This is a genomic window from Allobosea sp. P4_E12, from assembly GCF_056401655.1.
In genome coordinates, this window is record NZ_JBFUIY010000003.1 from 88,392 (window position 1) to 111,918 (window position 23,527).

Below are 23,527 nucleotides of genomic sequence, written 5' to 3' on the forward strand. Positions count from 1 at the left end.
CTCAGGAGGGCGAAGCCGCTGTGGAGCGAGGAGGCGGAAGCTGAAGAACCAAGCCTCCAGCCAGCTTGCCGCCCAAGGCATCGCACGCTATTCCCGGTTGAATACAGCGCCTCGATGCCGATCCGGCATCCCGGCATTGCACGTCCGACGCTTCATCGGCTTGCGGGAGGATAGTCATGAGATCGCGCGTCCCGGCTCTTCTCCTCGCCTTGTTGCTTGCGCCGCTGATGGCGACGTCCGGCCATGCCGAGCGGATCCTCACGGACCAGCTCGGGCGGACGGTGACGCTGCCCGACACTGTCTCGCGGGCCGTCGTGCTCCAGCACCAGACGCTCAATCTCGTCGTCCAGATGAACGCGACCGGCAAGCTCGCCGGCATCCTCGACCAGTGGAAGCAGCAGCTCGGCGCGAACTATGTTCGCCTTGCTCCCGAGCTCGCAAAATTGCCGATGCCGGGCGGCCTGACCAAGCTCAATATCGAGGCCCTGCTGCAGCTGAAGCCCGACGCGGTCTTCGTCACCAACTACGCGCCGGCGGAGATGATCGGCCAGATCGAGAAGGCCGGCATTCCCGTCATCGCGATCTCGCTGCTGAGCGCACCGCCGGGCGAGGCGACCAAGGTCAGCCCCGTCGTCGCCGATGAGCAGGCGGCCTATGAGAGCGGTTTCGCCGAGGGCGTCAGGCTGGTCGGTACCGTGCTCGACCGCAAGGACGAGGCCGAGGCGCTGGTCGCCTATGCCCAGGCCAAGCGCAAGCTGGTCGCAGAGCGGCTCGCTTCGGTCGCGCCGGGGCAGCGCGTCAGCGCCTATATGGCCAATCCCGACCTCAACACCTATGGCTCGGGCAAATATACCGGCATCATGATGAACCGTGCCGGCGCGGCCAATGTCGCCGCCGCCTTGCAGGGCTTCAAGCAGGTGACGATGGAGGATGTCCTGAAATGGAATCCCGCCGTCATCTTCGTGCAGGAGCGCTATCCTGAGGTGGTCGAGGAGATCCGGCGCGCCCCGGCCTGGCAGCCGATCGAGGCGGTCAAGGCGGGCCGCATCTACCTGATGCCGGAATATGCCAAGGCCTGGGGCTATCCCATGCCCGAGGCGATGGCGCTGGGCGAGCTCTGGATGGCCAAGAAGCTCTATCCCGACCGCTTCGCCGATATCGACATGCAGGCCGAGGCGGACGCCTATTACAGGCGCTTCTACCGCACCGGCTACGATTCTTTCCATTGACGGCGGGGGCCGACCGCCGCGTGGCGCGCACAAGACGTCGCGCCGCCCCCGGCCTTGTTCTGGCGCTTCTTGCAGGCGCGCTCGTGCTCGTCCTGCTGGTCTCGCTCGGCATAGGCCGCTACGGCATTTCACCGGCCCGTGTCGGGCAGATCCTGCTCGCATTCGACGGCACGGATGCGATCGAGCGCCATGTCGTGCTGACGGTCAGGCTGCCGCGCGTCCTGACCGCGCTTGCGGCCGGGGCGGGGCTGGCCCTGTGCGGGGCGGCGCTGCAAGGGGTGTTCCGCAACCCGCTGGTCGGCCCGCATATCATCGGCGTCTCGACCGGGGCGGCCTTCGGCGGCACGCTCGCGATCCTGCTGAGCGGGCCGCGCGGGCTCCTGCTGCTGCTCGCCTTTCTCTTCGGCATGCTGGCCCTGCTGATGGTCTACGCGCTGAACGCGCTGGTGGCGCGGCGCAACATGCTGGTCCTGGTGCTGGCGGGCGTCGTCGTCAGCGGCTTCTTCGGCGCCCTGGTGAGCCTGGTGCAATATCTCGCCGACGCCGAGGAGAAGCTGCCGCGCATCGTGTTCTGGCTGCTCGGCTCCTTCGCCACCGCCGATTACGACAAGCTCGCGCTGATGCTGGGGCTGCTTGCGCCGGGCGCCGTCCTGCTACTGCTGCTGCGCTGGCGCATCAACATCCTGTCGCTGGGTGAGGAGGAGGCACGGGCGCTCGGCGTCCGGACCGAGCCGACACGCTGGCTCGTGCTGACGCTGATCGGGCTGATCGTCTCGGCCCAGGTCGCGGTCAGCGGCGTGATCGGCTGGATCGGCCTCGTCATCCCGCATCTGGCGCGGATGCTGGTCGGCCCCGACCATCGCGTCCTCCTGCCGGCGGCGATGCTTGCCGGCGGGCTCTTCATGGTGCTGGTCGACGATGTCGCGCGCAGCTTGAGCCAGAGCGAGATCCCGCTCGGCATCCTGACGGCGCTGATCGGCGCGCCGGTCTTCGCCCTCGTCTTCCTGCGCGCCACCGGCTCGGAGCGCGGCCATGGCTGAACCGCGCATCCGGGCCGAGCAGGCCGGCCATTCCTATGACGGCCGACGCTGGCAGTTCCGCGCGCTCGATCTGACGGTTTCTGCGGGCGAGATCGTCGCGGTGCTCGGCCCCAACGGGCGCGGAAAATCCACGCTGCTGCGCGCCATCGCCGGGCTGATCGCGCCCAATGCCGGCCGCATCGCGGTCGCGGACGCCGTCGGCTTCGTGCCGCAGGCCTTCATGCCGGCCTTTTCCTACAGCGCGTTCGAGATCGTGCTGATGGGGCGCACCCGGCACATCCCGCTGCTGCGGGCGCCCGGCCGACGCGACCGCGAGATCGCGGCCGCCTGCCTCGCCGAACTCGGCATCGCGGCGCTGGCGCAACGCGCCTTCGCGTCGCTCTCCGGCGGCGAGCGGCAGCTCGTCCTGATTGCCCAGGCGCTCGCCGGCGAAACACCGATCCTGCTGCTCGACGAGCCCGCCGCCGCGCTCGACCTGCACCATCAGGACGAGGTCATGGCGCTGATCCGCACCATCTGCGACGACCGGCAGCTCGCAGTGCTGTTCACGACGCATCATCCCGACCACGCCCTCGCCATCGCCGACCGGGTGCTGCTGATGGGCGACGACGAGCGGCATCTGATCGGCCCCACGGCCGGGACGATGACGGAGGCCCATCTCGCGGACCTCTACAAGGTGCCGGTGCGCCTTCTGCGCTTTGCGGCCGAAGGCCGGGAACTGACCGCCTTCGCCCCGATTTTCCGTAGCCAGGTGTTGCGCAGTCCTGACTTGCGTAGCCCGGTCTTGCACGATGAGGCTTCGTGCGGCCAAATCCTGGGTGGCGGCAAACCGGGTTCTGGAGACAGCCATGCCAAGTGAGGTCGCCGCGGCCGATCCCGTCAGGATCTATGCCGCGGGCAGCCTGCGCCGCGCTTTCGGAGAGATTCTGCCGCGAGCAGGCCCACGCGATCCGTGTGGAGGCGCTCTTCGGCCCGGCCGGACTGCTGCGCCAGCGCATCGAAGCCGGCGCGGCGCCCGATGTCTTCGCATCAGCCAATCTGGACCATCCCCGCCGATTGTTCGAAGCTGGTCTGTTCGACGAGCCGATCTGCTTTGCCCGCAATCCGTTCTGTGCGGTCGTCCGCCGCAATCTCGGCATCCAATCCGCCGGGCTGATCGACGCCATGCTCAACCCGGCGCTCATGCTCGCGACCTCGACGCCGGGCGCCGACCCATCGGGCGATTATGCCGAGTTGGTCTTCGCGCGGATCGACCGGCTGCGGCCGGGCGCCGGCGCGCTGCTTGCCGCCAAGGCTCGCCGGCTGCTCGGCGCCGGCTTTGCGTCAGAGGTTCCGGCCGGGCGCGCGCCGGCCGCATGGCTGATCGAGACGGGACAAGCCGATATCGCCCTCGGCTACCAAACCGGCACATGGGGGCTTGATCCCTCCGGCCCCTGCGCGCCCGTCGATCTGCCCCAGGGCTGCGCGGTGACGGCGTCCTATGGTCTGGCCGTCGCGCGCGGGACCGCGCAGCGCGGGTATGGGCTTGCTGCCTTCCTGACAGGCGGTGAGGCCGGGGCGCTGCTCTATCGCAATGGCTTCATCGCCCCCAACCACGTTTCGCAGAGCCAGACCATCCATGCCGGTGCGAAGGCACCGGCTCGCGAGTGAAAGGATGAGCCGGAGCATGTCTCACCGCACCACCCTGCCCTGTCGCCATTGATACGCCGCGGCGCCCGCGACAGGTCGCGGCCAGGGTCGGGCAAGGGCCAGCCTCGCACGAGCGGGAAGCGTTTTTTCACGCGCTGAAAGCCGGCCCCTATCAGACCCAATGGCAGCGGCGGATCCGCCTGCCAAAGCTGTCGCGATGCACACGGCAGAGCTGGCGCCGATGGCGGCGGTGATGTCTGCGATGCTGCGGCGGGCGGTGATGCCGGCGATCCCAATCCGAACCACGCTGTTGGGCCCAATCCAATGGCGTTCCGTCCGGAAGCGTCAGATCAGACAGATCTGCGTTTGGCGCCTCGGGCGCCTGGAGCCGTGGGGCGGCCTGCGCGCCCTGGGGCCGCAAAGCGAGGGCCAGGCCAAGACTCATGCCCAGAAATCCAGTGAGGAATGCCCGGCGTTCCATGGTTTCGCCTCCTGCTGCGAGCCAGTGGCCTCACACAGTGCCATTGAGCTCGAGGCGGCCTGATCTGCCGCGTCCTCGGGAACGCGTGGGGAACACGTGGCCGCCCGATTTGTTCGGCACTGAGGCTCACGAAGACGATGCGGTCAAACCATAAGAGCCTTGTTCACGTTGATGGCGCAGCGGTCTCAACCGTGCTCATGGCGTGTCGGTATGTGTCCAGCTGCAGCGTCATGTCCACGCGGTCCATGCCGGGCGCAAAGCCGTCCGGTACGCGGGTGGTTTCGACGAAGCCATAATGCGCGAAGAACCCGCAACTATACTGAGTGGTCTCGATGATCACCGTCTCGAATACCGGTTCCGCGGCGATCTGCGCCAGGCGCTCGCTCAGCAGGCGCTGGCCCAGCCGTCGACCGTGCAGGTCGCCCCGCACCATGCCCCAGCATAGGAAGGCGACCGAGGGGTCTTCGCCCCCGCCGGCATAGCCGCCGCAGCCCAGCGCCTCGCCGTCCATCGACTCCAGCATGAAATAGGGCCCCGGCATGTCGTCGAGAAAGGTGAGGAAATCGGCCCTCTCGGCCGCTGCGAAGTAGCGGGGCACATTGCTCTCGAACAGCGCCAGCCCGAGTTCACGGTCCTCCATCCGCCACGGGCGCAGGCGCACCCTGGCGCCCGGTGCGTTCGGGTTCAATTGGGCGTGACGGATCCTGGACATGAGCAAACCTCAACCGTGAAGACAGGCCTCGCCGCGCACTGACACCCGTGGACGGCGAAATCGTACAGGGCCAGTCGATCATGGCGCGTGTTTGTCGGCCGCATCGCTCAACTCATCCTGCCCCACAGCTATTGCAGGCCTCCCGAAAACGGGGCCCCGAGAATCGCCCATCCGGCCGGCCGAGGGATTGATGGTGGCGATGATGCCGGTGTCGCCGATCTCGGCAGACAGGAGCGACCGAGGTGGCGTAGCTTGGTCCGCCTCTGGCTGGGTCGCACTCCGCCAGGCCCCAAGCCCCGCCCGCCGCCGCCCTCTTTCTTCCTGACCGGCACTCAGACCAATGGCACGGTCGCCGTGAGCGAGGAGCCCCCGCACATGCCCCCTGTCCATCCTCCCTGCCCATGACCCAGCACGTCCTCCTCGCCGGCAGCACCGGGCTGGTCGGCAGCCTTGTCCGGGCCCGGCTCGCCGCCCGTCCCGAGATCGATCTCGTCAGCCTCGTGCGCCGGAGAGCATCCGTGTCCGGGCATGAGGTCGATTTCGAGCAGCTCTACGAAACGCCCGGGGCGGTCCTGAAGCCTCTTGCGCCCGACGGCATCGACGTCGCGATATCCTGTCTCGGCACGACCATCCGCACCGCGGGGTCGCAGCCGGCCATGTTCCGCGTCGACCATGATTATGTGCTCGCCGTCGCCCGGGCTGCGCGAGCGCTCGGGGCCCGGCAGTTCATTCTGGTGACCGCCGTGGGCGCCGGCGGCCCCGGCTTCTACCTGCAGACCAAGGGCGCCATCGAGCGGGCGGTCACCGATCTCGGCTTCGAGCGGGTCGACCTGATCCGGCCCGGTTTCCTTCTCGGCGGGCGCGCGGAGCGGCGCGTCTGGGAGGCGATCGGCCAGCGCATCTTCGCGGCGCTCACCCCGATCATGCTCGGCCCGCTGTCGCGCTACGGGGCCATTCCTGCGGAGACGGTGGCGGACGCAATCGTCACGCTCATCGACAATGCCGCGCCCGGCCGGCACCTGCACGAGAACGCCGAGATGCGTCGGCTTTCCCAGGCGACGCGAGTCAGCGGATAGAGGGCGGGCCACGCCCGCCCCGTGAACGCCATCCGGGTCGCCCCCGCGGCAGTGTCAGCAACTGCCGCAATGTCGGAGATGGCTGCGAGGCTGACACGCCATCGTCATGCTTGTCGGCTCTTAGAGCATCGGCCCGAAAAGTGGATTGTGGTTTTCGGAAAAGCCGATGCAAAGACAAAGGGTTAGATCATCAGACTGGATACGATATCCGGTCCGATGATCTAACCGATCCACTCCACAGGTCGAAGCCCGCTGACCCCATGCAATTCAGTTTCGTTGAGCCCAGCGATCCATCGGCGCCGCCACTGATCCTGCTCCACGGCTCCGGGGGCAACGAAACGGACATGCTTCCCGTCGCGGCAGCTGCAGCTCCGAGCGCGGCTGCATTCTCGCTGCGCGGGGCGGTCGCATGGGAGGGCGGCCATGCATTCTTCAGGCGCCTGCCCGATCGAAGCATCGACGAAGACAGCATCCGGGCCGAAGCGCCGGCTCTCGGAGCCTTCATGGCAGAGATCGTCGCAAGGCATCCTGGCCGGAGCAAACCGATCCTGGTCGGGTTCTCTAACGGCGCGATCATGACTGCCGCCCTGGTGATGCTCTTTCCCGATCTGGTCAGGGGAGCCGCGCTGCTGCGCCCGCTTTCGCCGTTCGCGACGCCAGGGGAAACACGATTGCCGGCCACGCCGGTGCTCGTCGTCGATGCGACCCATGATGCTCGCAGGCGGGCGGAAGACGGTATCGAGATGGCGGCGCAACTGCGTCGCGCAGGGGCGATTGTCGATCACCAGAGCCTGAATTCCAGCCACGCCCTGACCGGTGATGATCTCGCACTGCTGCGCGGCTGGTTGGCGAAGGTCGTTTGACGTCCGCTAAGGGGCCGAAAGTCCCCGTTGGCCTCCGTGGCCGGAGACGCTGGCCGATCGGCTCCAGACACTGCCCCCTTGAGGTCCTGGCCAAGACCCTGTCCGGTTCGAGCGCAGAAACCGCCGGCACTGGCTGCCCGCAAGCGCCCTCCCCAGCCGACCTGATTACCAAGAACTGGCGCACGCTCGTTCGCGCCGGAGAGAAGATCCGTTCCGACGAGGACGGGCGCCGCTCGGAGATCGGCGCGGCAGTGCTGGCCGGCTGCTTGCAAGCGCGAAACGTCTGGAGTGAGTGATTGCTGACGCTGTCGAGAAGCACTAGCCTCTTGCGACGTCGTCCAGCGTTCGTGGAAATGAAGTGCCAGCAGTCACCATCACCGCGGCGATGGCCCACCGGTTGAGCCACTTCGTCGGTTGAATCCCTCGTAGACGCACGCCGATCGCGCGTCGAAGCGCGACGCCGAGCAGAAGGAGCCCTCCCATGCTTGAGCTCTTGTTCTGCTCGCTTCTGACGATCCTGCCCGACTACCTGTTTCGCCGCTACGGTCAGGGCCGTCGGATCGGCAAGGAGATCACGCTCTTCTCGGTCTGGTTCGAATTGCGCTGGGGCATCACGGCTTGCGCGATGCTGACCGTCGGGTTGATCACGGTGGTCTTCTACAATCACCCCTCGACCACGAACGCGACCCTGTTCTTCAGGGCCGTGCCGATCATGCCGGAGAACAGGGGAAAGGTCGCCGAGGTCTTTGTCGGGCTTAGTGGCAGGGTCGAAAAGGGCGCGCCGATCTTCCGTCTCGACAGCAGCGCGCAGGAAGCGGCAGCCGAGACCGCCCGCCGCAGGATTGCCGAGACCGAGGCAGCGCTTGTTGTCGCCCGGTCCGACCTCGCCTCGAGTGAATCCAAGATCCAGGAGGCGAGGAGCGACCTCCAGCAGGCACAGGACGAACTGCGGACCAAGCAGGAATTGATGCGACGGAACGCGAATGTCGTTGCGCAGCGTGAGATCGAGAGGCTGGAGGTCCGCGTCGCCGGGCGGGAAGCCGCTGTGAACTCGGCGACCTCGGCGCGCGATACCGCGCAGATCCGGATCTCGACGCAGCTTCCGGCAGAGAGGGATAGTGCCCAGGCGGACCTGGCTTTGGCCCAGATCGATATCGACAAGACGGTGATCCGGGCCGGCTTCACCGGCCGTGTCGAACAATTTGCGCTTCGTGCCGGCGATCTCGTCAACCCGAACATGCGCGCGGGCGGCGTCCTGATCCCCGAGGAGGCCGGGCGCTCCTCCCTGCAGGCCGGCTTTTCCCAGATCGAGGCGCAGATCATGAAGGTCGGCATGGTTGCCGAGGCCACCTGCGTCTCAAAGCCCTGGGTCATCATTCCGATGGTCGTGACCGGGCTGCAGGATTTTATCGCAGCCGGGCAGTTTCGCGGCGGCGAGCAGCTGATCGATGTTCAGCAAATTGCCAAGCCCGGCACGATCCTGACATTTCTCGAGCCGCTCTATCCCGATGGGCTCGATGGCGTGACGCCGGGCAGCAGCTGTATCGTCGATGCCTATTCGAGCAACCATGATCGCATCGAGGCGAAGGACACCGGCTCCGTCAAAAGGGTCGCTCTGCATGCGGTCGACGCGGTCGGGCTCGTTCATGCCATGATCCTGAGGATCCAGGCGCTGCTGCTGCCGATTCAGACACTGGTTTTCTCCGGACACTGATCCGGGAGCGCAGACCGCCGATCGGCGCCCTTGACGGTTTCCGTCGAGAGGACATCAGAAGCTCTCGGCGCCCGGCAGGTGGAAACGCCGCGGCGCAGCATGGATCCGGATTTCCGCGCGTGAGGGCCGCTGAGTGATACTCGCGCCTGTACCTGTTGGGCGTGCATTGGAGCTTTGCCCGAAAGCTGACATTCCTGATCGGGCGGGGTGACTGCTGCTCCCGACCCAACAGAGACGTTTGCGGCGAGGCCGGTGACGGACGAAGTTTGGCTAGGCCCGACCCTCAGAATGTCCCTTCCTGGGGCATCGAAGCGCCAATGGATCCGTTCGCTACTGCCCCAAGGTACAGTAGCACGCAGCCCTGCTGTCCCGGTAAATCGGGGCGGCCGCCATTTTGAATAAATTCTTAAGGTGCCCGCGGAGGCCCGTGGGCACCAGGTACGGCCACAAGCATCATCCGGGAGGGTCGGACATGAAGATTGGTCGACGCGAATGGCTTGGTCTCTCTGCGAGTATCGCCATGCTGACCGGGGCGAGCCTCCCTGCGATAGCGCAGCAACCTCAGCCCCAGCAGCAACAGCGGCCTAACATACTCGTGATCATGGGCGACGACGTAGGCTGGTTCAATGTCGGGGCCTACCACCGGGGGATGATGTCCGGGAAGACGCCCAACCTCGACAGGCTGGCGGCGCAGGGAATGATGTTCACGGATTACTATGCCGAAGCCAGTTGTACCGCCGGCAGGGCAAGTTTCATCACCGGCGAAATCCCCTTGCGCACGGGTTTGACCACCGTTGGACAAGCGGGTGCGGATGTCGGCATGCCGGCCCAGGCAGCGACGATCGCCAGCGCTCTGAAAACTCAAGGATATGCCACCGGCCAGTTCGGAAAGAACCATCTGGGCGACCTGAACAAGTTCCTGCCGACACTGCACGGCTTCGACGAGTTCTTCGGCTACCTCTACCACCTCGACGCGATGTCCGATCCGTTCTGGTATTCGTTCCCGGACGAGCAGTCCTATCGCGACAAGGTCGGCCCCCGCAACTTGGTGCATACCTTTGCCACAACCGTGGACGACGCGACCGAGATGCCGCGCTGGGGCAAGGTCGGCAAGCAGAGGATCGTGGACGAGGGACCTCTGGCGCCCTACCCCAACATGGCCAACGTGCCAAACATGCACGACATCACGCCGAAGGCTAAATACGACATGACGACCTTCGACGAAATACTGGTCAAGTCGTCATGTGACTTCATGGACAAGGCCAAGGCTGACAAGAAGCCGTACTTTGTCTGGCACAACACGACGCGCATGCATGTCTGGACCTTCCTGTCGCCGAAATATCAGTCGCTGATGAACAGCAATACCAATTACGGCCTTGAAGAGGCGGGCATGGCGCAGCTCGATGACGGCGTCGGCGCCCTTTTGAAATGCGTGGAGGATTCAGGCCAGGCGGACAACACGATCGTCATCTTCACCACCGACAACGGTGCCGAAGTCTTCACTTGGCCCGATGGCGGGATGACCCCGTTCAAGGGGACCAAGGGAACGGTCATGGAAGGCGGCTTCCGGGCGCCCGCGATCATTCGCTGGCCGGGCAAGGTCAAGTCTGGCACGGTCGAAAACGGGATCTTTTCGGCGCTGGACTGGTTCCCGACGCTCCTGGCTGCGGCCGGCAATAGCGACATCACCGGCCAGCTCCTGAAGGGCGTGGCGTTGGGCGAGAGGACCTACAAGAACCATCTCGACGGCTACAACCAGATCGATCTGCTCCAAGGCAACGGTCCGTCCGCACGGCATGAGTTCTTCTATTTCGGCGGTCCGCAACTCGGCGCCGTTCGGATCGACAACTTCAAGTACCAGTTCTTCCAGCAGCCGCAGGGTTGGCCCGGCGCGAAGGTCACCACCGACATGCCGACCATGGTCAATATCCGCCAGGACCCGTTCGAACGAACCCCGTCGATCGGCGGGCAGAGCCTCAATGACCTGGGTGGCGGCTATATGAACGACTTCTACGCCCGGGAGTTCTGGCGGTTCGTCTCCGTTCAGGACGAAGTCGCCAAACTGGCTCGTACTGCGATTGACTACCCACCGATGCAGGACCCGGCCTCGTTCAATCTGGAAGCCGTAAAACGGCAAATCGATCAGGCGATCAAGAACAAGCCCGGGAACTAAAGCATCGGCCCGAAAGTGGATTGCGGTTTTCGGGGCAAAGCCGACGCAAAGACAAAGGGTTAGATCATCGGACCCGATACGATATCCGGTCCGATGATCCAAGGAAACGCGAAGCAAGTGGCGGGCAGCTCCGAGCGAGCCGCCCGTCTTTTTTGCGGTCGCGGCCGGTAGCCACCGGTGCTGGGCGGATCGCCCGCGCAGATCGGGGATGCCGTGGAGATTGCCCTCGAACATCATCTCGGCCTGGAGATTTGCATCGAAGCCATGCGGCAGACGGGCGAAGCCATGATCGCGCTTCAAGCAGACCAGCCTCGGCGGCCTGGAGTGAACCGGCCGAAGGGCCGCGCCTGATGCCGCGTCAAGTGCTTATCGTGAGGTGCCGGAGGTCCAAGGCAGGGCTGGCTCCAACGAAGGGCTTGCGTCATTTTCCATGCAGTAGCCGGTGCGCCCTCGCGGGGCACGTTCACGCTCAACCAGGATCTGATCGATGCTAGTGGATGACTTCCGTTCGGATACGGTCACACGCCCCGATGAGGGGATGCGGGCTGCCATGGCTACGGCCGAGGTTGGCGACGCCGTCTATGACGACTGCCCGACCACCAGTCGCCTGGAAGCGATGGTCGCCGAGCGATTGGGAAAGGAAGCCGCCCTTTTCTTCCCCACCGGCACGCAAGCGAACCTCGCCGGGCTGATGGCCCATTGCGGCCGCGGCGATGAATATCTCGTTGGCCAGATGGCTCACACCTATCGGCTCGAGGGCGGCGGCGCCGCAGTCCTCGGCTCGATCCAGCCGCAGCCCTTGCCCAACGAGGCTGATGGGACGATCGCGCTGGACGCCATTGCGAACGCGATCAAGCCGGACGACTTTCACTTCGCGGTCACGCGGCTGCTGGCGCTGGAAAACACCTTCAACGGCCTGGTCCTGCCCGACGCCTACCTGCAGGCCGCAACGCACCTCGCCCGCTCGCGCGGGCTTGCGACGCATCTGGACGGCGCCCGACTGATGAATGCCGCGGCGGCGAGCGGTCGGGACGCGGCCTGGATCGCGGCGCAGTTCGACACCCTGTCCCTGTGTCTCTCCAAAGGGCTGGGCGCGCCGGTCGGCTCCGTCCTCGTCGGCCCCAGAGACTTCATCGAAAAGTCCCGCCGGATCAGGAAAATGCTGGGCGGCGGCATGCGTCAGACCGGCGTGCTCGCCGCGGCCGCGATCTACGCCCTGGAGCACAATGTCACGCGGCTTACTGACGATCATCGGCGCGCCGCAGCTCTTGCGACCGTGCTGGCGCGTTTTCCCGAGCTTGGCGCGGGACCGTCACGCACGAACATGGTGTTCATGACCCCCAAGGGGCTCGACACCAGCGCTTTCGTCGCCTTTCTGCGCGGTCGCGGCATCGCCGTCGGCGGGCGCTACGGAACGCTGCGTTGGGTGACCCATCTCGATGTGGATGACGCGTCCGTCGCGCGGGTTGCCGAGGCCTGCGAGGTCTTCTTCGACAGGCAAAGCGCGCCTGCCGGCTTGAGAGCTCAGGCCTGAGGGTCAGGCGCCGGTCGCAGGATTGCGGGCGGCGTCAAGCTGACCTGCCACGCAGGGTCGCGATCGACGCTGTCGTCAGCGAACGAGACGAGCCGCATTCCAGGACCATTCGCCCAAAAAGAGACCCGCCATGGCGGCGGGTCCAGATTGGGAGGGTGTGCGACCTTACCGTGAGCGCCTGCCGGTCCGTCTGTGACCGAAGTCACAGAGCCGGCGATTGCCGGGTTGCTTGACCTGCTCGATGCTGATGCGGACGGGTTGCACTTCCTTGCCATGCCGGTGAAGCAGATGCTGCGCATCATCCCTTATGACGCGCCGCTGGGTGTTTGGGTTGGGGCTCTGATCTGCTCTTGCGTGTACTTTCGCGAAGCGGCTGCGCTTTACGTTCTGGCCCTGCGAGAACGGACTTCAAGCTGGATTGGAAGCGACGGCCAAGGTCAGAGCCACCGCGGACGAGACCCCGGCGAGATAGTGGGTGCATGCTCGCGATCCAGGCAAGGCCGGTGCGAAAGGGACAGCCGGCCTAGCTCTTGTTGGCCAGCCTGTCCTCGAGGCGGTCGAGCAACTCGCCCTGAGCGGCCAGGATGCGCAACCGCGCCTCGGGAAGGGGAAACCAGGCCGCCCGGTCGATTTCGGGGAAGCGCTGGATCAGGCCACTGCCGCGCGGCCACTCGATCTCGACAAGGCTGCTGCAACGAACATCCCCCGGTGTCAGGTCGCCCCGCAGCGCGAAGGCCTCGACCACCTTCCCCGCCCTTTGCCGAATGCGCCCAAGCGGCACGAGGGCGCCTGTCGGCGGGATTCCGAGTTCCTCCTCGAATTCGCGCTGCGCCGTTTCGGCCGGGCTCTCGCCCTGCCCCAGCTCGCCTTTCGGTATCGACCACGCCCCATTATCCTTGTGCCGCCAGAACGGCCCGCCGGGATGGACGAGAAGGACTTCGACCTCCGCGCCCGTGAGGCGATACATCAGAATGCCGGCGCTTTGGGAGGACATGAGCCGCGACACCAAAGAAGGTCAGTCGGCGGCCACATTCGTGTTCTGTCAAGGACGGGCGACGCACCCCGTCGACATTCCGATCCACAGAAGGCGCCGGCGCAGAGGCCGGGGCGGCGCCAGCCATCCTTGGCCCGGTCAAGGACAGCCCCGGGCCTCACCCCTGCGCTTGTGTCGCCGAAACCGGATCGGACGTGCGCAGCGCCGCCGGACTTGACCAGAATCAATGCGCGAATACCGCAACTGCCGCTTCATCATCGCTGCGCGGCCAACGCGACGCATCAGGAGGTCGAGATGAGCGACAGCGCCTTATCTTCCAAGCCCGCTGCCTCCTTCCAGCCCGCTGCAGCGTTGCGGCCCGCCCCGGGCAACGTCTTCAGGGATATCGCCGTTCATCTCGACGGCATGCCGGAAGACGAGCTGCGCCTGGCCCATGCCGAAGCGCTCGCGACGCGCTGTGACGCGCGACTGACCGGCCTCTACACCAACCTTCTCCCCGACCCGGCACTCTATGCCGGTGAGTTCGGGATCACGGCGATCGGACAATTGACCGAGGCGATGATCGAGGACGGCAACAGCGTCGAGCGGCGCCTCAGGAAGCGCCTGGCTCGTCTCGGGCCGACGCATGAGCTGAGGCGCATCGACGCCTTCCCCGGGATGCTGGCACAGGCCGTCGCGACGGAGGCGCGATGGAACGACCTCTTCGTCGCCACCTGCCCCCGCGAAGACGGGCTGACGCGCTGGAACGCGCTGATCGAAAGCGTGATGTTCGATGGCGGGCGCGGTCTCTACCTGCTGCCCCCTGGAACGATGCCGAGACAGGCGATCCACACGATCCTGATCGGTTGGGTTGACAGCCGGCAGAGCGCCCGCGCCATCGCCGAAGCCATGCCTTTGCTCGGCGAGGCGACGCAGGTCCATATCGTCACGGTCAGCGAAGAAGCCCACGGGCGGATGGGCGGGGCGGAGGCGCTTGCCGATGTCACCGCCCATCTCGCCCGACACGGCGTCGGTGCCACGGCAAGCGTCCTGCGCAATGACATATCGCCAGCCGAAAGCCTACTGGCCGAGGCGGGCAGGATTTCTGCCGACCTCATCGTTGCCGGCGCCTATGGCCACTCGCGCTTCAGGGAGTGGATTCTGGGCGGCGTCACACAGGACCTGCTCGCCGCCTCCCCCGTGCCGCTGCTTCTCGCGCATTAGCCCGGAAGTTGCCCGGGACGCCGCCGACCCGACGGGCGGGCCGAACCGGCGATCGGGATGACGGCGAGCGCGGAGCGCTCGCCGTGGGGAAGAGGCTGTTATGGCCGAGCTCGGACATGGCGCAGCGACACGAGAGGCGGACGCGATCATCAGCGCCCGCGGGGTCGTGGTCGCCTTCGACAGCAAGATCGTGCTGAACCATCTCGATCTCGAGATCATGAGCGGCGAGATTCTCGGAGTGATCGGCGCCTCCGGGTCAGGCAAATCGGTCCTGGCCCGCACCATTCTTGGGCTCCTCCCCAAGAAGGAGGGGGTCATCGAGATTTTCGGGAGGGATGTCGATGCCCTTTCGGAGGGCGAACGTCGCATGCTGCAACAACGCTGCGGCGTCATGTTCCAGCAGGGCGCCCTGTTCTCATCATTGACGATCGCAGACAATATCCAGCTGCCGATGCGGGAAACCCTGCATCTCTCGCCAGGTCTTGCCGACGAGATGACCATGCTGAAGCTCGAGATGGTGGGCCTGCCACGCGATGCAGCGAAGAAGCATCCGGCGCAGCTATCAGGCGGCATGACCAAGCGGGCAGCTCTGGCGCGCGCTCTCGCCCTCGACCCCGAGATCCTGTTTCTCGACGAGCCGACTTCGGGCCTCGATCCCATCGCCGCTGATACCTTCGATCAATTGCTGCTGGCCCTGAAGGCCAGCTTGAACCTGACGGTGATGATGATCACGCACGACCTGAGCAGCCTTCATGCGACCTGCGACAGGATTGCGGCAATCGCACGGGGCAAAGTCATCGCGATCGGAACGCTGCAGGATCTGCTGGCCCACGATGACCCATGGCTCAGGGACTATTTCGCGGGCGAGCGCGGCAGGACCATCTTTGCGGATGAGACGATCGGACCCAATGCATCCTTCGACCGCGATCACCAGGGGCCGATGGCGCTGGGCGCCCGCTGAACGACATAGGCGCCGCCGTGCACGGGTGGCAAGCGTGTTCGCCGCGGAGCACCGCCCCGACCTTGCGCTTCGGCCTTCAAGACGCGAAGTGCCGGAGCGGGATTTTGCCTGCTGACACTGGCCGGCCGCCGTGATGGCCACGGGGCAGCAGCATGGGCAGATCGTCTTCAGGTCTTTCCAATGGTCTTTCTCAAGATCACAAGGTTGGGATCCTCCGGATGGTCGCCCATCTCAAAGCCTTGCTCCCGTTCAATATCAATCGCTTCGCGGTTTTGGCGGCTCTCGAGCGACTCGACGACCTTGACCCCCTTCGCCTCGGCAAATCTGCAGATATGGCCGAGCAGCTCCCACCCGACACCGCGGTGCTTGTCCTCCCTGCGGATCGAGATCGCGACCTCCCCCTTTTGGAGAGCGGCATCGCAAGCCAGCATAGCCGTGGCGATGATCGATTTTCCGTCGTCCGCAAGCGCCACGAAGCTCTCGGTCTGGCGATGATCGATTTGCGTCATCGCAACGAGCCGATCATGGCTCACCTCCCGGATCGTGCTGAGAAAGCGGAAGCGCAAATCCTCAGGCGTCACATGCCTGAAGAACTCCGCCAGTCCCGCCTCATCATCGGGCCGCGCGGGCCGGACATGAAACCTGAAGCCCGTTCGCGTGGTCAGTACCCGGTTCGATTCATCCATCGCCATGCGATTGTCCTCCCAATTGCCACGCCCCCGCCCCCTATTTCTACAGCCTGCTGCTGTTGTTACCCGTTCGCGGGACGGCGTTCCTTGTTCTGGCTCAATTATGCCGAACCCGCCTGCTCGCCAGGAAACAATGGGCCCTGATCCTTGAGCCACCGCTCGCCCCCCGCTCCGCTCGGTCGTACCTGTCGTTGTCGGCTATCCCTGGCGACTGCTCTTGCCCTCACGCCGAGGCTTGCACGGACACGCGATTGAGAGCCTCGGCCGTCGACATGATCGTGCGCAACATTCCCGACGGTTTCCAATTGTCACCGATGTCATCGACCGGGTGCTGAAGTGCGGGGGGAACGCCGTCTCTGCCAAGCAGGCGATCTGCGACAAGCTGATCGAGCCCGCATGCTCGCTCCGCGAGTGCGGGATCACCATTCCGGTAGCGAGCGCCTGACGCCGGCCCGCGAAGGAGTGAGAGCGGGTACGCGCTCCCTCCGGCCCGCCCGAGAACCGCGGACAGCTGCATGAGGACGAGAGCCAGGTCCTTCGCGCCCGAGGCGCCTGCCAGCATGCGGTGGCATCGGCGCGTCCTTCCAACCGGGCCGCGGATGACAGGGACCTGCGCAGCATCGCCCGGCGGGACCGCGATCTGGCCCCGGGGGCGGCTTCGCAGCCGCCGGCCGTTGCAGGTCAGATGTCGTATTTCATCACGATCTCACCGTCGATGACATCGCCAGTGATGCGAAATCCAACGCCTTCATAAAGCCTGCGCGCCTGCTTGTTCTCCGGTTTCACACCTAGAATGACGCATGGGCAGTCCGGCAACTCTGCAAGGGTATTGAGGATCTGCGTGAGAGCAGCCCGCCCGTAACCCTTGCCCTGAAAGCGCTCGTCGACCATGAGGCGATAGATCCAGTATTTTCCATCGTCCTCATCCAAAGCGTACATGGCAAAACCAACCGGTTCACCCGCCGCTCGAATAATGAGCGGCACGCAGGCAGGATTGTCTTCTGCCTCTTCGAGTGAATCACTATTGCTGGCTACGAACGACGCCTGGTTGGCGTGCACGCGCAATGAAAGAACACAGTCGTGTTCCTCAACGCAAAGCTTCTCTACGGCGACAGAACGCATTTCGGCAGCGAAATGCTGCCTTTCTTCTTTCAACATGGCATATTCCTGCGATGCACTTAGATTCGCACCCATCTTGAGATGGTGGATATGGGTGGCCAACGATGCGCCAGAGCGCAGATGTGGTGTTGGCGACACGATCCCGGCGATGCTCGCCGCGGCAGGAATTAGCGCTTGAAGCGAATCCCGACACCAGCGAGCGCTGATTTAGCAAACAGTCTGACCATCGCGCGCCTCCCTGATAATCGCTGAACAGGCTGCCGCGTACACGGCTCTTCGATCTCTGACAACTGGATCACTGACAATTGTCGACGACGCTGCCAGGGGACGCTCGCAGAGCACTTTTATTCAGATCCGTCGCGAGCTTCGGGCGTCCTGTCTGCAGGCGAGGAGCCTGGCACGCCTCGGGCCCGGTCACTTGCTCAGCCCTTGGAGGCCTTTGCGACCGTCTGCCTGATCGTCGCGACGTGGTGCCCGGCCGCATCGGTCCCTGCCGCATAGCCTGCCGTCTGCGCTCGCAGTGACGTCCAGGCGCAGAGTCCGGGAGCCCCGGCACGATGGCGATGGATTTCGCCATGGCAGTCCCCTGTCTCGATCCTGTTCACTTGACCTGGCCCCTCTCCTGCCGGCTGAAGCCCGCAGCCGGCCAGATCGCCTGCGCCACGGCTTGCGAGCCGATCGCGGTCAGAGCGGCAGCAGTGACGACGCCGGTGTCTTCCCCGGCGGCAATTCTCGTCCAGTCGCTCGCAGCACCCCGCCGCGCGAGCTGGGCCATGACGACCTCCGGCGTGGCATCCGATACGTCGCCGCGCCGCGCCGCGACACGCTCGACCAGCATCTGGGCCGGAGCATCAAGCCAGAGCCCCCGAAACGGCACACCGACATGTCGCGCCGTCTCCTCGATCCGCTCCCGTTCGACCCGACGGTCGAAGACGGCGTCGGCGATCGCGGCATGGCCCTGCACAATCATGCTCCCGGCAAGCTCCGCCATCGCGCGATAGGTCCGGGTGGAGACGTCATCGGCATAGGCGCTGGAGGGCAACCGCGTCTCGGGCGCGACGCCGTGCATGTGTTTCCGGATGCGGTCGCTCGCAGCGATGCGAGCGCCCGGAACGGGCCCGAGGCTCGATGCGAGCCTGGCGGCGAGCGTCGATTTCCCCGAGCCCGAATAGCCGCCGATCGCGACGAGGATGGCCGGCCTTGGCTTCAGGAGGTCGCGGCAAAGCTGGAGATAGGCCTGGGCTTCGGACATCCTCGCGGCGGCCGCCTTGCCGCTGTCGATCGCGGTGACATGAGCCCGAACGGCCGCTCTCACCGCCATCAGGAAGGGCAGCAGGCGCAGGCCGGTTTCATCGCCAATCGTGTCGAGATAGCGATTGAACAGGACATTGGCGAGGCTTTCGAGCTTGCGGTGCCAGAGATCCATCAGAACGAAGGCGAGGTCGTAGAGGATATCCGCCGTGGCGAGATCCTCGTCGAACTCCAGACAATCGAAGAGCAGCGGCTTTCCGTCGATCAGGCAGATATTGCGCAGGTGCAGATCGCCATGCCCACGCCGGACCTTGCCATCGCCCGCCCTCTGGTCGAGCAATCCGGCATGGCGCGCCAACGCCTCGCGGCAGGCTGCGGTGACCGCCTCGACCTCGCGGCAAGGCAGGATGTCCGCGCTGGCGAAGGCACGCTCGTTGACCGCGAGCACGCGCTCCATCCGCCTGGCGCCCTCGCCATCCGTCGAGACGGGCGCCGAGCGGTGGAACCGGGCGATGTCGCCGCCGAGATCGGCCGAGATGGCCGCGGTGAGCCCTCCTCTCTCGGCCATGCGGTCGAACAGGAAGCTGTCGTCGAAGCGTTTCATCTCCACGACCGCGTCGACCAGTTCTCCCTGGCCGTTCAAGGCCAGGCTTCCGTCAGGCTCGCGGGTGACGCGATGAACCATGCGATACAGATCCGGCGCCGTCCGGCGGTTCAGCACCAGCTCATGCTCGCACATCGCCAGCCGCAATTGCGGCGTCGACAGATCGATATAGGGCAGTTTGACGGAGCGCTTCAGCTTGAGGGCCCGCGAGCCGATCAGCAGAACGAACGAGATATGGGTGGAAACCATCTCCGCCGCCTCGCAGCCGAAGGCATTCGGCGACGTCAGAAAGGAGATCGTCTCGTTCTGACCGGGGGTCTGCATGGTTGAGGCTCCGAACCCTGGACGCCATCATCCTCCTGTTTCGCAACACAGCATTGATTTCCATCAAGTTTTCCTGCCCGCCGCGCGCGCAGTCTCGGGCGATTCTTGGAATGGCGCCGAACGGACCTGCGGGCGCCGACCTCGGCCGGCCCCAGCCCTGTCGGCGTTCGACTTGATCCGGATCAAGGACAGCTGATGGTTTTGCGCCATTCTGCGGACCGAAGCTCATATCGCGCAGAACCGCCGCCATGACCGAAGGAAGCGTGTCCCGCTGGAATGCCAGGTTGAGGTCCTTCTGGCGGGCCCTTCGCAGGGATCCTGCAACCCAGGTCGCAGCCGAGCTGGACCGGAAGCCCACCATCGCGTTCTGGCTGCATCTTCGGGGCTTCGTCAGCCTTGTTCGCGAAATCATCTCGCGCTGACGCGAACGCCGCCGGCGACCATTCCGTGATCGATCCTCTCGGAAAGAAAGCGTGACCGGCCAAGGACTTGAGTCCGCTTCTTCGGCTACAGCGCCAGGATCGTCCCTGTCCGGCAGTTCCGCACCCTGTCAACGCGGGCGCCGTCCCAGTGGAAGTCGTAATGGTCGCCCTGCACCGGGATCGGGATCAGGTCGGGCCAGAAGATCGCGATGCACTCTGCGCCGGGGCAGCGCACGCTCAGGTACAAAAACCCGTTCGATCCCGCCGCCCGCATCTGCCGCGCGAGGGCCTGGGAGGCGGAATAGTCGTCCGCGTCGTGCAACTCGCTCCGGGCCCGGACATCATGCAGGTCGAGATCGACCTGGTTGATCAGCACGCGGAACTGTGAGGTCCAGCCGCTCTCCTCCCGGCTCGCCGCCATCGCCCGGCCATGGTGATGCGCGACCTCGCGGATCGCGACTTCATCGCTCTGGCCGGCGGAATAGACGCCCCAGGTGCCGTCGGTGAACCGGCCTGGCCGATCCGTGCTGATATGGACGAAGGGCGCCATCAGGTAGCTCGCCCCATGTCCAGCGACACGTCGCGCCGGCGGAACGAGATCGAGCCGGCCGATCTGCTCCCAGATCCGTGGGTTGGTCTTCGACTCGATCGAGGCCAGCGCCTCCCAGTCGCTCGGGTCGGCGATGTCCTCGAACAGGTCGATCGGCGGATAGATCGAGCGGATGATCCGGTAGGCCCTGAGCCAGTGGACGCGGATGACGGGCGCGGCCTCGCTCACCAACCACCACGCTCGGCATCGAGATAGGAGCGCACCCGGGCCAGCGAGAAGATGTCGCCCTGCGCCATGATCTCGACCGGGGCCCGGCCGCCAAAGGCGTCGTTCGGCTTGCCGACCCAGGCATAGCCGCGCTCAGGGTCGGTGAAGAGCGTGCGCAGGCCCTTGTGGATGCCCATCAGCAGGGACAGGCGGGTGGCCAGGTCCCGGTCGATCCGGCCATGGTCCCCTGCCTTCCAGCGGGCATAGGTCCGGGCGGAAAGCCCGCCCAGGATCTCGCGCGCGACGGCGTCGGTCAGGCCCCATTTTTCGAAGAGCCTGATCACCGCCCGGGCGGCCGCGGCAGCCTCCTCGACCGTAATCTCCGGCACCGCCGGGGTCGCAACAGTCCGGGGGATCTCGACAAGCATGGCGCACCTCACTTCGGCATAAAATAAGGATACTTATGCCAAATGGCAATATCCGCCCCGCTTCGGCCGCTGATGCTGCCTCAGGTCTGAAGACGACAGGTACCGGTCGGCCGCGCTAGCCCTTCTGCCGGAGCGTGCGCGGCGATTCCCCGAAGCTCGCCTTGAAGTCGCGCGAGAGATGGGCGCTGTCGGCAAAGCCCGCGCCCATGGCGATGTCGGTGAGCGAGCGCTTGCTGTTCAGGATCAGCCAGCGCGCATAGTCCAGCCGCAGCTTGCGCTGGAACGCCGCGGGACTCTGGCCCAGCGACGTGCCGAACAGGCGCTCGAGCTGGCGCGGGCTGACGCCGACATAGCGCGCAACCGCGGCGATCGGCGGGGGATTGTCGAGGCGCTGTTCGATGAATTGCGCGGCCTGCTGAACCCGGACGTCGAGATGGGAGCCGATCTGCGCGTAGAAATGCGGCTGCGGCATCTCGGCCGGCCGCATGTCCTGCAGCATCATGTGGCGCATCGCCTGCTGGGCCTTGTCCCGGCCGCAATGGCGCGCGACGAGATAGAGGCCGAGATCGATCGCGGCCGTCGAGCCGGCGCAGGTGATCAGGTCGCCCTCGTCGATGAAAAGCCGTTCCACCCCTGCCGAAACCCTGGGAAAGCGCTGCTTGAAGGCATCCAGCACGTTCCAGTGCACGCAGACCCGGCGCGGACCGACCAGCCCTGCCCTGGCGATCGCAAACGTGCCGGTGCAGATGCCCAGCAGGCGCGCGCCCGACGCCGCCGCCCGCCTGAGATAGTCGAGCAGGCTCTCGGGCAAGGCGTCGTTGAGATAGTCGTTGCCGCCGCAGACGGCGACATAGTCGAACCCGGCCGGATCGAGCAGGGCCGCATTCGGTGCAACCGAGACACCGCAGCTCGAGCGTCGCGGCTCTCCGTCGAGGCTCATCACGGTCCAGCTCGCATGCAGCTGGCGACTGCGGCCGCCATGGTCCGCCGCCAGCCGCAGCACATCGATCAGGCCGGAGAAAGCGGCGAGCGTGAACTGGTCGAGCAGGACGAAGCCGATCCGCAGGCGCGAAACGGGAATGGGCGCGGATTGCGGCCGCTCGCTTGCCGATGGCGGAAACTGCGCTGTGTTCATGTCGTGATTATTCAAATTTCCGGCCGGCGAATTCTAGTGCCTTTCGTGCGCCGCGCCCACCATGATCGTAGAAGCGCGAAGACGCTCAGGCAGAGGAGAACGACGATGAACAGACCCGTCCGGCTGGCGAGCGCCATGCTCGCGACCACCCTGCTGACCGCGCCGGCGCTGGCCCAGCAACCCGCCTCGATCACCGTCGCCTGGTATGGCGGCAACTGGGGTGACGCCTTCCGCGCCTGCGTCGCCGAACCCTTCACCAAGGCGACCGGCATCGCCGTGAAGGCGGAGATCGGCACCTCGACCGTCACCCTGTCGAAGCTGCAGCAGCAGAAGGCGGCTCCCACCATCGACGTCGCCTGGATGGATGGCGGCATCAGCGAGCTGGCGCTCGCCGCGGAGGTGACCGACACACTCGACGCCGCAGCGATCCCCAATCTCGCCAACACGCTGCCCGAGGCCATCTACAAGAGCGGTTCGACCACCTATGCAGTCGGCACCGGCTATTACTCGCTCGGGCTCACCTACAACACCCAGAAGGTCAAGGCCGCCCCGACATCGTGGAACGACCTCTGGAAGCCGGAATTCGAGGATGCCGTCACCATCCCCTCCCCCGCGAATTCGGCGGGCGTGCCCTTCGTCATGTTCCTCTCGAAGATCTGGGGTGGCACTCCCGGCGACCTCGCCCCGACCTTCAAGAAGATCAAGGAGCTCAAGGCCGCCCTGTTCTTCGATTCCTCGGGCGCCGCGACCAATGCCTACCAGAGCGGCGAAGCGATCATCGGCGCGCATTTCAACGTCGGCGCCTGGGACCTTGCCGACAAGGGCCTGCCTATCGGCTTCGTCGTGCCCAAGGAAGGCGCCTGGGCAACCGATGCCCGGCTCCATCTGGTGAAGGGCACGCCGAAGAAGGACGCGGCTGCGAAATTCATCAACCAGGCGCTGACGCCCGAAGCCTCCGGCTGCCTCGCCGAGAAGCTCTATCTCGGCCCGTCCGTGAAGAACGTCGTCGTCAAGCCCGAGACCGCGCGCAAGCTGCCCTGGGGCGAGACCGGCTCGGTCAAGACCCTGCAGCTCTTCGACTGGACGGAGATCAACGCGCTGCGTTCAGGCGTCGTCGACGCCTGGAACCGCGAGATCGCGCGCAAGTGAACGACCTGCGCGCGAACGACCGGGCACGAGCACCACGAGC

General features: G+C 65.6%; 20 protein-coding genes and 1 pseudogene. 13 read left to right on the top strand and 8 right to left on the bottom strand.

The window, feature by feature from the left end; all coding sequences use genetic code 11:
- Positions 1-176: 176 nt before the first annotated feature.
- Genes AC1DW9_RS04200 through AC1DW9_RS04215 form a run of 4 tightly spaced genes read left to right on the top strand, consistent with a single transcriptional unit; the run spans position 177 to position 3,919 of the window.
- Positions 177-1,229, top strand: coding sequence for an ABC transporter substrate-binding protein (locus AC1DW9_RS04200; protein WP_476775985.1), 1,053 nt, complete (start codon positions 177-179; stop codon positions 1,227-1,229).
- A gap of 20 nt (positions 1,230-1,249) precedes the next feature.
- Positions 1,250-2,269: a FecCD family ABC transporter permease gene (locus AC1DW9_RS04205; RefSeq protein ID WP_476775986.1), complete on the top strand. Its 1,020-nt coding sequence runs from the start codon at positions 1,250-1,252 to the stop codon at positions 2,267-2,269.
- Positions 2,262-3,128, top strand: coding sequence for an ABC transporter ATP-binding protein (locus AC1DW9_RS04210; RefSeq protein WP_476775987.1), 867 nt, complete (start codon positions 2,262-2,264; stop codon positions 3,126-3,128). The genes AC1DW9_RS04205 and AC1DW9_RS04210 overlap by 8 nt, the downstream gene beginning before the upstream one ends.
- Positions 3,129-3,157: 29 nt before the next feature.
- Positions 3,158-3,919 carry a substrate-binding domain-containing protein gene (locus AC1DW9_RS04215; RefSeq protein WP_476775988.1) on the top strand — a complete coding sequence of 254 codons (762 nt, stop codon included), beginning with the start codon at positions 3,158-3,160 and terminating at the stop codon, positions 3,917-3,919.
- A gap of 623 nt (positions 3,920-4,542) precedes the next feature.
- Here AC1DW9_RS04215 and AC1DW9_RS04220 read toward each other — a convergent pair.
- Positions 4,543-5,091 carry a GNAT family N-acetyltransferase gene (locus AC1DW9_RS04220; protein ID WP_476775989.1) on the bottom strand — a complete coding sequence of 183 codons (549 nt, stop codon included), beginning with the start codon at positions 5,089-5,091 and terminating at the stop codon, positions 4,543-4,545.
- Between the two features lie 401 nt (positions 5,092-5,492).
- Here AC1DW9_RS04220 and AC1DW9_RS04225 point away from each other — a divergent pair, with 401 nt between their 5' ends.
- The 6 genes and pseudogenes from AC1DW9_RS04225 (at position 5,493) to ltaE (ending at position 12,451) form a co-directional block, all read left to right on the top strand.
- On the top strand, positions 5,493-6,167 hold the full coding sequence (locus AC1DW9_RS04225; protein ID WP_476775990.1) for an NAD(P)H-binding protein: 675 nt from the start codon (positions 5,493-5,495) through the stop codon (positions 6,165-6,167).
- 344 nt (positions 6,168-6,511) lie between these two features.
- Entirely contained in the window at positions 6,512-7,030 is a 519-nt protein-coding gene (locus tag AC1DW9_RS04230) for an alpha/beta hydrolase (protein ID WP_476775991.1), read from the top strand.
- A gap of 481 nt (positions 7,031-7,511) precedes the next feature.
- Positions 7,512-8,744 carry an HlyD family secretion protein gene (locus AC1DW9_RS04235; RefSeq protein WP_476775992.1) on the top strand — a complete coding sequence of 411 codons (1,233 nt, stop codon included), beginning with the start codon at positions 7,512-7,514 and terminating at the stop codon, positions 8,742-8,744.
- Between the two features lie 520 nt (positions 8,745-9,264).
- Positions 9,265-10,917, top strand: coding sequence for an arylsulfatase (locus AC1DW9_RS04240; protein WP_476775993.1), 1,653 nt, complete (start codon positions 9,265-9,267; stop codon positions 10,915-10,917).
- A gap of 177 nt (positions 10,918-11,094) precedes the next feature.
- Positions 11,095-11,245: pseudogene (locus AC1DW9_RS04245) on the top strand (L-serine ammonia-lyase); the annotation flags it as partial.
- 159 nt (positions 11,246-11,404) lie between these two features.
- Positions 11,405-12,451, top strand: coding sequence for a low-specificity L-threonine aldolase (ltaE, locus tag AC1DW9_RS04250; protein ID WP_476775994.1), 1,047 nt, complete (start codon positions 11,405-11,407; stop codon positions 12,449-12,451).
- Between the two features lie 523 nt (positions 12,452-12,974).
- Here ltaE and AC1DW9_RS04255 read toward each other — a convergent pair.
- A complete protein-coding gene (locus AC1DW9_RS04255; RefSeq protein WP_441507349.1) occupies positions 12,975-13,445 on the bottom strand; it encodes an NUDIX hydrolase in 471 nt (156 codons plus the stop codon).
- A 294-nt stretch (positions 13,446-13,739) separates the two neighbouring features.
- Here AC1DW9_RS04255 and AC1DW9_RS04260 point away from each other — a divergent pair, with 294 nt between their 5' ends.
- Positions 13,740-14,648 carry a universal stress protein gene (locus tag AC1DW9_RS04260; protein WP_476775995.1) on the top strand — a complete coding sequence of 303 codons (909 nt, stop codon included), beginning with the start codon at positions 13,740-13,742 and terminating at the stop codon, positions 14,646-14,648.
- A gap of 100 nt (positions 14,649-14,748) precedes the next feature.
- Positions 14,749-15,609: an ABC transporter ATP-binding protein gene (locus AC1DW9_RS04265; protein ID WP_476775996.1), complete on the top strand. Its 861-nt coding sequence runs from the start codon at positions 14,749-14,751 to the stop codon at positions 15,607-15,609.
- A gap of 167 nt (positions 15,610-15,776) precedes the next feature.
- On the opposite strand, the gene AC1DW9_RS04270 is transcribed toward AC1DW9_RS04265, so the two are convergent.
- From AC1DW9_RS04270 to AC1DW9_RS04295, 6 genes are all read right to left on the bottom strand, one after another.
- Positions 15,777-16,454 carry an N-acetyltransferase family protein gene (locus AC1DW9_RS04270; protein ID WP_476775997.1) on the bottom strand — a complete coding sequence of 226 codons (678 nt, stop codon included), beginning with the start codon at positions 16,452-16,454 and terminating at the stop codon, positions 15,777-15,779.
- Positions 16,455-16,979: 525 nt separating this feature from the next.
- Positions 16,980-17,519 (bottom strand): GNAT family N-acetyltransferase, encoded by a 540-nt coding sequence (locus AC1DW9_RS04275; RefSeq protein WP_441507345.1) that lies wholly within the window; start codon positions 17,517-17,519, stop codon positions 16,980-16,982.
- A 499-nt stretch (positions 17,520-18,018) separates the two neighbouring features.
- Positions 18,019-19,596, bottom strand: a complete 1,578-nt coding sequence (locus tag AC1DW9_RS04280) for a bifunctional aminoglycoside phosphotransferase/ATP-binding protein (protein ID WP_476775999.1) — start codon at positions 19,594-19,596, stop codon at positions 18,019-18,021.
- A gap of 507 nt (positions 19,597-20,103) precedes the next feature.
- Positions 20,104-20,799: an RES family NAD+ phosphorylase gene (locus AC1DW9_RS04285; protein ID WP_441507343.1), complete on the bottom strand. Its 696-nt coding sequence runs from the start codon at positions 20,797-20,799 to the stop codon at positions 20,104-20,106.
- Positions 20,793-21,203: an MbcA/ParS/Xre antitoxin family protein gene (locus AC1DW9_RS04290; RefSeq protein ID WP_441507342.1), complete on the bottom strand. Its 411-nt coding sequence runs from the start codon at positions 21,201-21,203 to the stop codon at positions 20,793-20,795. The genes AC1DW9_RS04285 and AC1DW9_RS04290 overlap by 7 nt, the downstream gene beginning before the upstream one ends.
- Before the next feature lie 115 nt (positions 21,204-21,318).
- Complete coding sequence (locus AC1DW9_RS04295; protein WP_476776000.1) at positions 21,319-22,338, bottom strand: GlxA family transcriptional regulator; 1,020 nt, start codon at positions 22,336-22,338, stop codon at positions 21,319-21,321.
- 105 nt (positions 22,339-22,443) lie between these two features.
- On the opposite strand from AC1DW9_RS04295, the gene AC1DW9_RS04300 reads away from it, so the two are divergent.
- The gene (locus tag AC1DW9_RS04300; RefSeq protein WP_476776001.1) at positions 22,444-23,487 is read left to right on the top strand and encodes an ABC transporter substrate-binding protein; all 1,044 of its coding nucleotides are present in this window, start codon (positions 22,444-22,446) and stop codon (positions 23,485-23,487) included.
- Positions 23,488-23,527: the final 40 nt, after the last annotated feature.